The organism is Mesorhizobium sp. P2_C7, assembly GCF_056404515.1.
This window is the reverse complement of record NZ_JBFUDW010000001.1, coordinates 472,843-486,264: the sequence shown is the minus strand read 5'-3', so window position 1 is coordinate 486,264 and position 13,422 is coordinate 472,843. Positions and strand designations below refer to the sequence as shown.

Here is a 13,422-nt window from a genome sequence, read left to right as displayed (position 1 = left end):
CCCTTTTGGCGGAAGGCGAGGTTTCCTGATCCTATTGGCGACGCAAGAGGTGTTCGAGCCCTTTGGGATTCGTCGCAACGGGAAGGCAGACTTGACCGGTGCAGAGCCAGGCACCCGGCCTGTCGGTCGGCGGCAGGAATCCACCGGGCAGCACGGGTCGATTCGCTTCCGAACCGATAGAAACCATAATGTCGACCCGACGCGGATCGGGGTTTCGATTCGCAACCGGAACAAGTTCAGGATTGGTCGGATTATCAATTAGCACCAGCTTAAGCGGCTCGATCGCCAGCGCGCAGGCGTTGACGATGCCGGCCTGGCCATAGGCCTGCTGCGCGGCTCGGCCGGCGGCATGCTCGGCGACATTCCAGGCTTTCTCCTGCAGGCCGAGGTCGCCGGTGACGGAGGCGAGCCGCACCAGCGCTTCGATAATCTGTCCGGTGGCGGAAGGAATGGCCTCGTCGACGTCGCCCCGGATACGGATCGGCACGTCGGTGCTGTCGGAAGCGGTCAGATAGTAGCCGGTGCTGTCGGCGTCGGCGTGCCAGAGGTCGAGCTGTTCGACAAACCGGCTGGCCTGCTCGACGTAGCTCCATTCGCCGGTGGCTTCGAACAGCGCGATCGCCGCGTTGGCCATGGCGGCGTAGTCGCTGGATAGCGCCGGGAACAGTTTCCTCGCGCCGAGCATCGAATGCGGCAAACGGTTGTCGCGGCCGGCGGCGTTGATATGGGCAAAGGCCCTTGCCGCCGCGTCGACCCAGTCACGACGCGACAACGACCGGCCAGCCTCGGCCAGGGCTGCAATCATCAGTCCATTCCAGTCGGTGAGGGTCTTTGCGTCGAGGCCCGGCCTGACCCGCCCTTCCCTTATGGCGAGAAGTTTCGCTTTGAGCGGCACGAGTTGGTCGCGATCGACCACACTTTGGGCTTGCTGCGAGCTGGTTTGATGGACAACCGGCTTGCCTTCCCAGCCATGCGGGCTCGAGAGCGTGAAGTATTTGAAAAACAAAGTGGAATCGTTGCGAAGTGCAGCTTCGATCTCTTCCTTGCTCCAGGTGTAGAACAGTCCCTCCTCGCCATCGCTGTCGGCGTCGAGGCTGGCGGCGAAGGCGCCGCCGTCGACACGCATTTCACGCAACAGCCAGTCGACTGCGTCTTCGATTCGTACCCGGAACAAATTATTGCCGCTCGCCGCGTAGGCCCAGTTGCAGAAGCGGACGAGCTGGGCATTGTCGTAGAGCATCTTTTCGAAATGCGGCACAAGCCATTCGGCATCGGTCGAATAGCGGCTCAGCCCGCCGCCGACATGGTCGTAGATGCCGCCGCTCAGCATCCGGTCGAGGCTGAGCAGGACGTCATCACGATGCGTGGAATTACCATCGCGCAGCCAGGACAGCCAAAGCGTGAGCATGAACGGCGCATTCGGGAATTTCGGCGCGCCGCGCAAGCCGCCGAGATCGCGATCGATCATGCCGTCGATGCCCCTGGCAAGGCCTTCCAGCGTGTCGCGATCAAGCACTGTTTTGGCATGCGAGCCGGCGAGCCGCGCCTCGACATGCGTGGTCAGGCCGTCGGCGCTATGGTTCAGGCTCGCCCTCTTCTCCCGCCAGGCCTTGTCTACCGATTGCATCACCTGGATGAAGCCCGGGCGGCCGTAGCGCGGCTCGCGCGGAAAATAGGTACCGCCCCAGAACGGCTTGCCGTCCGGCGTCAGGAACATGGTCAGAGGCCAGCCGCCCTGTTCGCCCATCGAGGACAGGGCGGCCATGTAGATCTGGTCGATGTCCGGCCGTTCCTCACGGTCGACCTTGATATTGACGAACAGACGGTTCATGACGGCGGCGACGTCGTCATTCTCGAAGCTTTCATGCGCCATGACGTGGCACCAGTGGCATGCGGCATAGCCGACCGAGAGCAGGATCGGCCTGTCTAGCGCCCTCGCCTCTTCAAGCGAAGCCGGCGACCAGGCCCGCCAATGGACGGGGTTGCCGCTGTGCTGCTGCAGGTAGGGGCTGGCTTCTTCAGCAAGCAGGTTTTGCGGAGGCAATGTCACGATGAGGCTACCCGACAAGGACTGAAAGGGAAGCTAGGGCGGTTCAACAGAGCGGGCAAATGATTTCAAGGGATTCGATCGTTGCGCTGTCGAGCGGCCGCTTGCCCGCTGGTGTCGCAGTCATCCGCATTTCCGGGCCACGGACTCGATTCGTAGTCGAAACGATTGCCGGCGATAGGGTTAAGGACCGGGCGGCAGTTTTGCGCAAGTTCAGAGCGCGGGATGGAAGCGTGCTCGACAACGGCCTGATTGTCTTTTTTCCCGGCCCGGCAAGCTTTACCGGCGAGGACGTCGCGGAATTCCACGTTCATGGTGGGCGCGCCGTGGTGGCCAGGATGCTGGAGACGATCACCGGCTTCGACGGTGTCAGGCATGCTGATCCCGGCGAATTCACCCGTCGCGCCTTCCTCAGTGGCAAGGTCGACTTGGTCGAAACCGAGGCGCTGGCCGATCTCGTCAACGCCGAAACCGAGGCGCAGCGGCGCTTTGCGATCCAGAATGCGGAAGGTGTTCAGAGCGAGCTCTATTTGAGTTGGCGCCGCCGGCTGATCCACGCCCGCGCCATGATCGAGGCCGAGATCGACTTTGCCGACGAGGATGATGTGCCAGGTTCCGTTTCGGATACGGTCTGGTTTGACGTACGGGCGATGATCGAAGAGATCGACCGGCACGTTGCTGGATTTCGCGCCGCCGAAATCATCCGCGAAGGGTTCGAGGTCGTGATTCTCGGTGCGCCCAATGCCGGCAAATCGAGTCTGTTCAACGCCTTGGCGCGGCGCGATGCCGCTATTGTAACGGATGAGCCGGGCACAACCCGCGACCTGCTCGAGGTGGTGTTGGATATGGAGGGGCTGCGCGTCAGGTTGACCGACACCGCCGGGCTGCGCGAGGCGGCTGGGAAGGTCGAGGCGATCGGCATCGAGAAGGCAAGGGCCAAGGCTGATAGAGCCGATCTGTTGTTGCTGTTGCAGGACGTCGCTGAGCCGCAGGCGTTGGCTTCGATCCCGTCGGCGATTCCGGCCTTGCAGGTCGGCACCAAGCGAGACCTTTTGGATAGCCAAGCGGCTGCCAGTGCGGCCAAGCGCTATGATCACGTCATCTCGGTGGTCGATGGGGCCGGCGTTGACGCGTTGTTGGCGGAAATCGGCTGGCGGGCAGCGCGTGCTGCCGGGAGTGCCGGCGACATTCTGCCGTCGCGCCTGCGCCATGTAGAGTTACTGGGCGAAGCAAACCACCATCTGCACCTGGCGGTTGACGGCCGGGTCATCGGACAGGAGTTGCGGGCCGAGGAGTTGCGGCTTGCCGCCGACCGGCTCGGCCGAATCGTCGGCGCCATCGACGTGGAGGACATGCTGGACGTGATTTTCGCGCAATTCTGCATTGGGAAATGACTCACGTGAAACACTGGCAGCGCATCGCTGTGGCGACCTCCTTGATTCACGTGAAACACAGTCGCCGACGCTGGCAGAGCGAAGCTGTGATTGCCCCTGCTGTTTGGAGCGCGGATCCACGTGAAACATGGCAAAGACTCGCCACAGAGTTTGTTTCACGTGAAACGAGCCGCGGAGTTTTCTTGACAGCATCGCCTTGCGGGGACATGTGTCGCTCAATCTTTTTCTAGTCCAGGACGTTTTGGAAATGACCGATCACTATGATGTGGTTGTGGTGGGCGGCGGCCATGCGGGTTGCGAGGCGGCGAGCGCAGCGGCGCGCGCCGGCGCCAGCACCGCGCTGGTGACACTGCGCTTCGACACGATTGGCGTGATGTCGTGTAACCCGGCCATCGGCGGTCTCGGCAAGGGCCATCTGGTTCGCGAGATCGATGCCATGGACGGGTTGATGGGTCGGGTGGCTGATGCCGCCGGCATTCAGTTCCGCCTGCTCAACCGTCGCAAGGGGCCAGCGGTGCGCGGGCCACGCACCCAAGCGGATCGCAAACTCTATCGCCTTGCCATGCAAGAAGCGATTCGGCTCCAGAACGATCTCGACGTGATCGAGGGTGAGGTTCTCGACTTCGAGATCGTCGATGGGCGAATTGCGGCTGTTCTGCTGGCCAACGGCCTGCGGCTCGCCTGTGGCGCCGTCGTTTTGACGACCGGGACCTTCCTGCGTGGCCTCATCCACATCGGCGACAAGAAGATCGTCGCCGGCCGCATGAACGAGCAGGCGAGCATCGGCCTGTCGGCGACCATGAGCCGCGTCGGCTTCCAGCTCGGCCGGCTGAAGACCGGCACGCCTCCACGGCTGAACGGGAAGACCATCGATTGGGCGTTGCTGGATCGCCAGGCGGCGGATGAAGATCCGGTGCCGTTCTCGCTGATGACCGATCGCATTGAGACGCCGCAGATCGAGTGCGGCATCACCCGCACGACTGCGGCGACGCATGATTTGATCCGCGCCAATCTTGGCCGCTCGGCAATGTATTCCGGGTCGATCGAAGGTGTCGGGCCGCGCTACTGCCCGTCGATCGAGGACAAGATCGTCAAGTTCGGCGACCGGGACGGGCACCAGATTTTTCTCGAGCCGGAAGGGCTCGACGACGACACTGTCTATCCCAATGGTATCTCGACGTCGTTGCCGCAGGATGTGCAACTGGACATCCTGAAAACCATCCCAGGGCTGGAGCGAGCCGTCATGCTGCAGCCTGGCTATGCCATCGAGTATGATCATGTCGATCCGCGCGAGCTGACTACGGGCCTAGAGGCCAGGCGCGTCAGTGGTCTCTTTCTCGCCGGGCAGATCAACGGCACCACCGGATATGAGGAAGCAGCGGGGCAAGGCCTGCTCGCCGGCCTCAATGCGGCGCGTTGTGCTGCCGGCAGCGAGCAGATCGTGCTCAGCCGGACCGAGGCCTATATCGGCGTGATGGTCGACGATCTGACCAGCCGCGGCATCAGCGAGCCGTACCGGATGTTCACCTCGCGGGCCGAGTTCCGGCTGTCGCTGCGCGCCGACAATGCCGATGAGCGGCTGACGCCCCTCGCTGCGAAGCTGGGGATCGCCTCGGCGCAGCGGATGCAGCGCTACGGCGATATGATGCAGCAGCTCGACGAAGCGCGTCAGCTGGCGTTGTCGCTGACCATGACCCCGAACGAGGCGGCGCGGCATGGGCTCGAGATCAACCGGGATGGCGTGCGCCGCTCCGGCTATGAACTGCTTGCCTATCCCGGTGTCGACATCGGTTGGCTGGCCGGCGTCGAGCCGAAGTTCGCGACGGTTGATGCCAAAACGGCCGAGCGCCTCGAAACGGAAGCGAAATATTCGGTCTATCTGGACCGGCAGAAGACGGATGTGGCGCAGATCAGGCATGAAGAGAGCCGGCTGATCCCGGAGACGGTCGATTTCGCCGGAGTGCCCGGGCTGTCCAACGAGCTGAAGCAGAAGATGCAGGCGCGGCGGCCGCGCTCCATCGCCGATGCCCAGCGCATGGAAGGCATGACGCCGGCCGCGCTGGCGATCATCGTCGCGCATGTGCGCCATGAGGAGAATGCGCAGAGGCCTGAGAGGGACGTTGCGTGAACTCTTTCTCCTGGAAGAGCCTGCAAGACGCGGCCGGTCCGGTTTCACGTGAAACATTCGACCGCCTGGTGACGTTCGAACAGATGTTTCAGAAATGGAACCGCAGCATCAACCTGGTTGCGCAGTCGACGACAGGCGATGTCTGGCAGCGTCACATCCTGGACAGCGCGCAGCTCAGGCGTATCGAGCCGACCGCGAATCGCTGGGTCGATATTGGTTCGGGTGGCGGATTCCCGGGTCTTGTCATGGCCTTCCTGCTTGCCGAGCGCGATGGGGCGAGCATCGATCTGGTTGAAAGCAATCGCAAAAAGGCGTCGTTCCTGCAGACAGTCATCGGCCAGTTCGGTCTGCCGGCGCGGGTGGTGGCGCGCCGCATTGAAGACAGTCATGCGCTGGTCCCGGCGCCGCAGATCGTCACGGCGCGTGCCTTGGCCTCACTTTCCACCTTGCTGGACCTGTCGGCGCCTTGGCTGACCTCAGGCGCGCGTGGCCTGTTCCACAAAGGCCGGGATTACCGCGCCGAAGTGCAAGAAAGCGTTCACCGATGGGCCTTCGATCTGGTAGAACATCCAAGCGTTACCGACCCACATGGCGTCATCCTCGAACTGTCGAATCTTCGACCTGTCTGATTTGCTCCAGGCGACCCAAAAATGAATTTCTGGCATAGATCCATGATGAAGAATGGCCCCCGAATCATCACCGTAGCCAACCAGAAGGGCGGCGTCGGCAAGACGACCACCGCCATTAATCTGGCTACTGCGCTCGCGGCGATCGGTGAAAAGGTGCTGATCGTCGACCTCGATCCGCAAGGCAATGCCAGCACCGGCCTCGGCATCGACCGCAAGGATCGGACGGTCTCGTCCTATGACGTGCTGACAGGCGAACTGGATCTGGAAGCCGCGGCGATCCCGACGGCGGTGCCCGGCCTGTCGATCGTGCCGTCGACCCTCGACCTGCTCGGCATCGAGATGGAAATCGCCTCGGCGCCAGACCGGGTGCTACGGCTGCGCAACGCCTTGCGTGCCTCGGCCGACCGTTCGGCCGGTTTCGGCTATGTGCTGATCGACTGCCCGCCTTCGCTCAATCTTTTGACGCTGAACTCGATGGCCGCGGCCGATTCTGTGCTGGTGCCGCTGCAGTGCGAATTCTTCGCGCTCGAAGGCTTGAGCCAGTTGCTGGAAACCGTCGAGCAGGTGCGTCGTTCGATCAATCCTGATCTCACCATCCAGGGCATTGTGCTGACCATGTACGATGGCCGCAACAATCTCGCCAACCAGGTGGTGCAGGATGTGCGGGCGCATATGGGCGACAAGGTCTACGAGACCATCATTCCGCGCAATGTGCGGGTGTCCGAGGCGCCGTCCTACGGCAAGCCGGCGATCCTGTACGATCTGAAATGCTCAGGCAGCCAGGCCTATCTGCAGCTTGCGTCGGAAGTGATCCGCCGTGAGCGCAAATTGCGCGCCGCTTGATTAGCCAAATGCTTAATTAAGAGCCGATTCGATACCGAAACGATCTGGAATGTAACTGGAAGTGTTATGAGCGAAGACCTTTCGAGAAAAAGACTGGGGCGGGGACTGGCAGCGTTGATCGGCGAGATCGATCGTCCTGCGGCACCCGAAAAGCCTGGGATGAGCGCCGACGGCAAGGTGCCGATCGAGTTCCTGACCCCAAATCCGAAGAATCCGCGACGGCATTTCGGCGAGGCCGAACTCACCGACCTCGCCCACTCGATCCGCGAGCATGGCGTCGTACAGCCGGTGGTGGCGCGGCCGTCGCCGACACAGGCCGGCCGCTACGAGATTATTGCCGGCGAGCGGCGCTGGCGTGCGGCGCAACGCGCCGGGCTGAACGAGATCCCGGTCATCATCCGCGAGGTCAACGACCGCACCGCGCTGGAACTGGCGATCATCGAGAACGTCCAGCGCACCGACCTCAACGCGGTCGAGGAAGCGCTTGGGTACCAGCAGCTGATCGACGATCATGGCTACACCCAGGCCGATCTCGGCCAGGTGATCGGCAAGAGCCGCAGCCATGTCGCCAACACGCTCAGGCTCTTGAAACTGCCGGATGTGATCCGCGACATGCTGGTCGACGGCGCGCTGTCGGCGGGCCACGCCCGCACGCTGGTGACGGCGGAGGATCCGGCCGGGCTTGCCAAGCGCATCGTCGAAGAAGGGCTTTCGGTGCGCCAGGCCGAGGCGCTGGCGCAGATGCCGGCCGGCAGCAAGGCAAAGGAAGCCAAGCCGGCGGCAAGTCCTGAACAGAAGGACGCCGACACGCTGGCGCTGGAAAAGCTGTTGACCGATACGACCGGGATGATTGTGTCGATCGACCACAAGAGCAAAGGCGGCACGCTTCGTGTCGCGTATCGGTCGCTGGAGCAGCTCGACGAGCTGTGCCGCAGGCTGAAGCAGGAGCGGTAGTTAGCCGGCGAATATCCTGGTGGCGGCTAATTCCCGAGAGCCTACTTAACTCGAATCCGCTTGTCATTCCAAGTGCTTGGCACGCCAGCACCGCCCCTCACCTGCCTGCCGGCATCCTCTCCCCGTAAACGGGGCGAGGGACGCTGTCATCAGCGGTTTCGACAATCGCCAACGTCGCAGGAAAGCGCCAGCGTTGCAGCCAGCCCCTTTCTCCCCGTTCTACGAGAAAAAATGCCCGGCAGGGCAATGAGGGGTGGCGCTGACCTCGACGGCTGAGCCGTCAGTCCCAAAACTACCGCTGCGCCAGCCGGCTGCTTTCCACCGCAATGCCAAGCAGTGCCTGCCGCGCCAGAGCGACGGAGAGATCCGGGCGCCGCCGCGTCTGCAGCACAGCGGTCTGCAGCCGGGTCAGCGCGCGACCGAGGGCTTCGCTGCTCCAGCGCTCCAGCGCCTTCTCCACCAGCTTGCGCCGCGAGAAAAAAACCGGCGGGCGGGCGGCGGCAACGACCGAGGCGGCGTTGCGGCCGGCAGACTCCATCTGGCCGCGCATGGCCTGGATCGCCTGCAACTGCCGCATCGCCGATGACAGCACCAGGAATGGCTGGCCGCCGGATTGGCAATGGCGGGTGAAGGCGGTGTCGAAGTCGCCGACCTTACCTTCGAGCAGTGCGTCGACGGCGTCATCGAAAGAGGCGCCTGAGACGTCGCCCGACATCGCCCTGACCTCTTCCAGCCCGATCTCCTTCTGGCCATGGGCGTAGAGAATCAGCTTTTCGATCTCGCCGCGCGAGGCCAGCCGGTCGCCGCCGAGATTTCGGCGCAGCGCCTGTCTTGCCTCCAGCGTCATCGACATGCCGGCCTTGCGCAATTCGTCGTCGATGACGGCATCGATGTCGCGGGCCTCGTCGGCATAGCAGGGCAGCGCCATGGCATTGTCCGCCGCCTCGACCAAAGCACGCAGCCCGACGCCCTTCTTGAGATCGCCGGCCTCGATCAGGATGATGGCGTCGCGTGGCGGCTCGGCAGTCAAAATCTTGACGTCGTCGGCCAGCGCCTTCTGGCCGCTGGCGTTGCGCACCCACAAGAGGCGCCGGTCGGAAAACATCGGCACGGTGCGCGCCTCGTCGAGCAGCCGGCCCTCGTCGCGGTCAACCTCGGAGCCGTCGAGCCTGACCACGGAGAACGGATCGTCGAGCGGCAGGCCGGTCTTCTCGGCAAAGGCCTTGGCGCGCTCGGCGACGAGCCCGCGATCGGGGCCGTAAAGCAGGACGATCGAGATGCGCTGGTCCGGACGGGCCAGCCAGGAATCGACCTCGAAAGCTTTCTTCTGTGCCATGGGGGGTGGTTAGCATGATGCCGGGGCGGAGTGAACGGTGGAGAGCGCGATCTCCTCCCTTGTGGGGAGATGTCCGATAGGACAGAGGGGGGCGCTGTCCCGCCGACCTCTCTGTCGGCTGCGATTTGCCCCAAGGCCTGTTTTCGCCTGTTTCTAACACACCAAAGTGGTGATCCTTCACGCCCTGCTCTGCCCTGCCGGGCATCTCCCCCACGAGGGGGCAGATTGGCGGCTCCTGCCGCAGCACCAGTCGCTTGATCCGCCCAATCACCTTATCTTCCGGCAAACCTCCGGCAACCTTGCCCCAAATTGCGCGCCGCCGCCCAATATCGACAAGAAATTTCGCGGAGATATCTTCATGTTGTGCCGGGGAGGCTGGATCTTGGATCGAGGCCCGAAAGGCCTGCCCCGTCGAATTCGCACTGGTCTGGTGGCGCAGATATGCAAATATCCTTGGCCGGGGAAGTTTGGGCCAGGGAAATTTGGGGCCAGGCAACGTTGGAGGACAAAGGTCATGGCCGATGCTGGGATGTTGCGTTTTCACGTTCCGGAACCGGAAGTGCGGCCGGGCGGAACCCCCGACTTTTCCAACGTGCCCATCCCCAAGGCCGGCTCAGTGCCGCGCCCCGACATCGATGTCGATCCGCGCACCATCCGCGATTACGCCTTCTCGATCATCCGGGTGCTGAACCGCAATGGCGAAGCAGTCGGCCCCTGGGCCGGCCTGCTTTCCAGCGACGAGCTTCTGGCCGGCCTGCGCCACATGATGACGCTGCGAACCTTCGACGCGCGCATGCAGATGGCGCAACGCCAGGGCAAGACGTCGTTCTACATGCAGCATCTGGGCGAGGAGGCGGTGGCCTGCGCCTTCCGCAAGGCACTTGCCCCCGGCGACATGAATTTTCCGACCTATCGGCAGGCAGGGCTGCTCATCGCCGACGGCTATCCGATGGTCACGATGATGAACCAGATCTACTCCAACGAGGCCGACCCGCTGAAGGGCCGCCAATTGCCGATCATGTATTCGTCGAAGGAGCACGGCTTCTTCTCGATCTCCGGAAATCTGGCGACGCAGTATATCCAGGCGGTCGGCTGGGCGATGGCCTCGGCGATCTCGAACGATTCGAAGATCGCCGCCGCCTGGATCGGCGACGGCTCGACGGCAGAATCCGACTTCCATTCGGCGCTGGTGTTCGCCTCCACCTACAAGGCGCCCGTGGTGCTCAATGTTGTCAACAACCAATGGGCGATCTCGACCTTCCAGGGCATTGCGCGTGGCGGCTCAGGCACCTTCGCTGCCCGCGGCCTCGGCTTCGGCATTCCGTCGCTGCGCGTCGACGGCAATGATTATCTCGCCGTCCATGCGGTGGCCAAATGGGCGGCCGAGCGGGCGCGCAGCAATCTCGGGCCGACGCTGGTCGAATATGTCACCTACCGCGCCGGCGCGCATTCCAGCTCGGACGATCCCTCGGCCTACCGGCCAAAGACCGAATCCGACGCCTGGCCGCTTGGCGACCCCATCGTGCGGCTGAAGAACCACCTCATCCAGCTCGGCGTCTGGTCGGACGAGCGGCATGCGCAGGCCGAGGCGGAAATCCTCGACACGGTGATCGCGGCGCAGAAAGAAGCCGAGAGCCACGGCACGCTGCATGCCGGCGGCAAGCCGTCGACGCGCGACATGTTCGAGGGGCTCTATGCCGAGATGCCGCCGCATCTGCGGCGCCAGCGCCAGCAGGCGGGGGTCTGACCATGCCAAGACGGACCATGATCGAGGCGATCCGCGACGCCATGGATGTGTCGATGGGGCGCGACGACAAAGTCGTCGTGTTCGGCGAGGATGTCGGCTTCTTCGGCGGTGTCTTCCGCTGCACGCAAGGCCTGCAGGCCAAGTACGGCAACAGCCGCTGCTTCGATGCGCCGATCAACGAATCCGGCATTGTCGGCTCGGCCATCGGCATGGCCGCCTACGGGCTGAAGCCATGCGTGGAAATTCAGTTTGCCGACTACATGTATCCGGCCTACGACCAGTTGACCCAGGAAGCGGCGCGGCTACGCTACCGCTCGAACGGCGATTTCACCTGCCCGATCGTGGTGCGCATGCCAACCGGCGGCGGCATCTTTGGCGGCCAGACGCACAGCCAGAGCCCCGAAGCGCTGTTCACCCATGTGTCGGGGCTGAAGACCGTGGTGCCGTCCAACCCGCATGATGCCAAGGGCTTGCTCATCGCGGCAATCGAGGATCCCGATCCGGTGATCTTCCTCGAGCCGAAGCGGCTCTACAACGGGCCGTTCGACGGCCACCACGACCGGCCGGTGACGCCGTGGTCGAAGCATGCGCTCGGCGAGGTCGCCGACGGCCACTACACGGTGCCGCTCGGCAAGGCAGCGATCCGCCGGCCGGGCTCGGCGGTCACGGTGCTGGCCTACGGCACCATGGTCTATGTCGCGCAGGCCGCCGTCGAGGAAACCGGCATCGATGCCGAGATCATCGATCTTCGGACCCTCTTGCCGCTCGACCTCGACGCCATCGTCGCTTCGGTCAAGAAGACCGGGCGCTGCGTCATCGTGCATGAGGCGACGCTGACCTCCGGTTTCGGTGCCGAGCTGTCGGCGCTGGTGCAGGAAAACTGCTTCTACCATCTGGAGGCGCCGGTGGCGCGGGTCGCCGGCTGGGACACGCCCTACCCGCATGCCCAGGAGTGGGACTATTTCCCCGGTCCGGCGCGCGTCGGCCGGGCGCTGCTGGAAACCATGGGAGCTTAGGATGGGCGAACACATCATCAAGTTGCCCGATGTCGGCGAAGGCGTCGCCGAGGCAGAGCTCGTCGAATGGCACGTCAAGATCGGCGATATCGTGCGCGAGGACACCGTGCTTGCCGCGGTGATGACCGACAAGGCGACGGTCGAGATTCCGTCGCCGGTCGATGGCGAAATCCTTTGGCTGGGCGCCGAGATCGGCGACACGGTGGCGATCGGCTCGCCGATCGTGCGGTTGAAGGTGGCAGGCGAGGGCAATGTGAAGCCGCAGGGCGGTGAGGTTGAAGTGGTGGCCGCTGAGCCGCCGGCGAAGCTGCCGACCCCGAAGCCCGAGACCGCCGCGCCAGCCGCGAAGGCGCCGCCAAAGGCGAGCGGGACAGACGTGAAACCTGCGCCCGCCGTCTCGAAAAGCCCGCGGCAGCCTTCCGTCTCCGGCGCACCGCGTCAGGAGGGCGAAAAGCCGCTGGCGTCGCCCGCGGTCCGCCTGCGGGCAAAGGAGGCCGGCATCGATCTCAGGCAAGTTGCCGGAAGCGGCCCGGCCGGCCGCATCGGTCATGAGGACATCGAAGCTTTTTTGGCGCGCGGACCCCAAGTTGCGAAAACATCAGGCCTCGCCCGCAACGACGCGGTCGAGGACATCAAGGTGGTGGGCCTGAGGCGCAAGATCGCCGAGAAAATGACGCTGTCCAAATCGCGCATCCCGCACATCACCTATGTCGAGGAGATCGACGTCACGGCGCTGGAGGACTTGCGTGCGGCGCTGAACAAGGAAAAGCGAGTGGTCAAGGGGGAGCGGCCGAAGCTGACGCTGCTGCCGTTCCTGATGCGGGCGATGGTCAAGGCGATAGCAGACCAGCCCAATCTCAATTCGCTGTTCGACGACGAGGCCGGCGTCATCCACCAGCACGGCGGCATCCATATCGGCATAGCCGCGCAGACGCCGTCGGGGCTGGTCGTGCCGGTGGTCAAGCATGCCGAGGCACGCGACATCTGGGAGTGCGGCGCCGAGGTGATCAGGCTTGCCGAGGCGGCCAAGTCCGGCACTGCGACACGCGACGAGCTGTCCGGCTCGACCATCACCATCACCTCGCTCGGTGCCATGGGCGGCGTGGCGACGACGCCTGTCATCAACCATCCGGAAGTGGCGATCATCGGTGTCAACAAGATGATGGTGCGGCCGATGTGGGACGGCACCCAGTTCATGCCGCGCAAGATGATGAACCTGTCCTCCAGCTTCGATCATCGGGTGATCGACGGTTGGGACGCCGCCGTCTTCATCCAGCACATCAAGACGCTGCTGGAAACGCCGGCGCTGATTTTTGTGGATTGAGGGG

General features: G+C 63.8%; 10 protein-coding genes. 8 read left to right on the top strand and 2 right to left on the bottom strand.

All coding sequences use genetic code 11. The features are described from left to right. Positions 1–31: 31 nt before the first annotated feature. Positions 32–2,050: a thioredoxin domain-containing protein gene (locus tag AC1D2G_RS02315; RefSeq protein ID WP_477411735.1), complete on the bottom strand. Its 2,019-nt coding sequence runs from the start codon at positions 2,048–2,050 to the stop codon at positions 32–34. A gap of 59 nt (positions 2,051–2,109) precedes the next feature. On the opposite strand from AC1D2G_RS02315, the gene mnmE reads away from it, so the two are divergent. The 5 genes from mnmE (at position 2,110) to AC1D2G_RS02290 (ending at position 7,995) form a co-directional block, all read left to right on the top strand. Then, positions 2,110–3,441, top strand: a complete 1,332-nt coding sequence (mnmE, locus tag AC1D2G_RS02310) for a tRNA uridine-5-carboxymethylaminomethyl(34) synthesis GTPase MnmE (RefSeq protein ID WP_477411734.1) — start codon at positions 2,110–2,112, stop codon at positions 3,439–3,441. Between the two features lie 247 nt (positions 3,442–3,688). Further along, complete coding sequence (gene mnmG, locus AC1D2G_RS02305; RefSeq protein WP_477411733.1) at positions 3,689–5,569, top strand: tRNA uridine-5-carboxymethylaminomethyl(34) synthesis enzyme MnmG; 1,881 nt, start codon at positions 3,689–3,691, stop codon at positions 5,567–5,569. Then, complete coding sequence (gene rsmG, locus AC1D2G_RS02300; RefSeq protein ID WP_457152310.1) at positions 5,566–6,198, top strand: 16S rRNA (guanine(527)-N(7))-methyltransferase RsmG; 633 nt, start codon at positions 5,566–5,568, stop codon at positions 6,196–6,198. Before mnmG ends, rsmG begins: the two co-directional genes overlap by 4 nt. 42 nt (positions 6,199–6,240) lie before the next feature. Continuing rightward, positions 6,241–7,041 (top strand): ParA family protein, encoded by an 801-nt coding sequence (locus AC1D2G_RS02295; protein WP_095084379.1) that lies wholly within the window; start codon positions 6,241–6,243, stop codon positions 7,039–7,041. Between the two features lie 66 nt (positions 7,042–7,107). Continuing rightward, positions 7,108–7,995: a ParB/RepB/Spo0J family partition protein gene (locus tag AC1D2G_RS02290; RefSeq protein ID WP_477224796.1), complete on the top strand. Its 888-nt coding sequence runs from the start codon at positions 7,108–7,110 to the stop codon at positions 7,993–7,995. A gap of 292 nt (positions 7,996–8,287) precedes the next feature. Here AC1D2G_RS02290 and holA read toward each other — a convergent pair whose 3' ends face one another. Continuing rightward, the gene (holA, locus tag AC1D2G_RS02285) at positions 8,288–9,331 is read right to left on the bottom strand and encodes a DNA polymerase III subunit delta (RefSeq protein ID WP_477411732.1); all 1,044 of its coding nucleotides are present in this window, start codon (positions 9,329–9,331) and stop codon (positions 8,288–8,290) included. A 514-nt stretch (positions 9,332–9,845) separates the two neighbouring features. On the opposite strand from holA, the gene AC1D2G_RS02280 reads away from it, so the two are divergent. From AC1D2G_RS02280 to AC1D2G_RS02270, 3 genes are read left to right on the top strand one after another with little or no spacing between them, the layout of a single operon-like run. Beyond that, a complete protein-coding gene (locus tag AC1D2G_RS02280) occupies positions 9,846–11,078 on the top strand; it encodes a thiamine pyrophosphate-dependent enzyme (RefSeq protein WP_477224795.1) in 1,233 nt (410 codons plus the stop codon). A 2-nt stretch (positions 11,079–11,080) separates the two neighbouring features. Next, positions 11,081–12,094 (top strand): alpha-ketoacid dehydrogenase subunit beta, encoded by a 1,014-nt coding sequence (locus tag AC1D2G_RS02275; RefSeq protein ID WP_457153072.1) that lies wholly within the window; start codon positions 11,081–11,083, stop codon positions 12,092–12,094. 1 nt (position 12,095) lies between these two features. Next, entirely contained in the window at positions 12,096–13,418 is a 1,323-nt protein-coding gene (locus AC1D2G_RS02270) for a dihydrolipoamide acetyltransferase family protein (RefSeq protein ID WP_477411731.1), read from the top strand. The last annotated feature ends 4 nt before the right edge of the window (positions 13,419–13,422 follow it).

Bases quoted from the DNA above. Each gene is read 5' to 3' on its own strand.
- mnmG (WP_477411733.1), top strand. From the start codon at position 3,689: ATGACCGATCACTATGATGTGGTTGTGGTGGGCGGCGGCCATGCGGGT.
- AC1D2G_RS02295 (WP_095084379.1), top strand. From the start codon at position 6,241: ATGATGAAGAATGGCCCCCGAATCATCACCGTAGCCAACCAGAAGGGC.
- AC1D2G_RS02270 (WP_477411731.1), top strand. From the start codon at position 12,096: ATGGGCGAACACATCATCAAGTTGCCCGATGTCGGCGAAGGCGTCGCC.
- AC1D2G_RS02275 (WP_457153072.1), top strand. From the start codon at position 11,081: ATGCCAAGACGGACCATGATCGAGGCGATCCGCGACGCCATGGATGTG.
- mnmE (WP_477411734.1), top strand. From the start codon at position 2,110: ATGATTTCAAGGGATTCGATCGTTGCGCTGTCGAGCGGCCGCTTGCCC.
- AC1D2G_RS02280 (WP_477224795.1), top strand. From the start codon at position 9,846: ATGGCCGATGCTGGGATGTTGCGTTTTCACGTTCCGGAACCGGAAGTG.
- AC1D2G_RS02290 (WP_477224796.1), top strand. From the start codon at position 7,108: ATGAGCGAAGACCTTTCGAGAAAAAGACTGGGGCGGGGACTGGCAGCG.
- holA (WP_477411732.1), bottom strand. From the start codon at position 9,331: ATGGCACAGAAGAAAGCTTTCGAGGTCGATTCCTGGCTGGCCCGTCCG.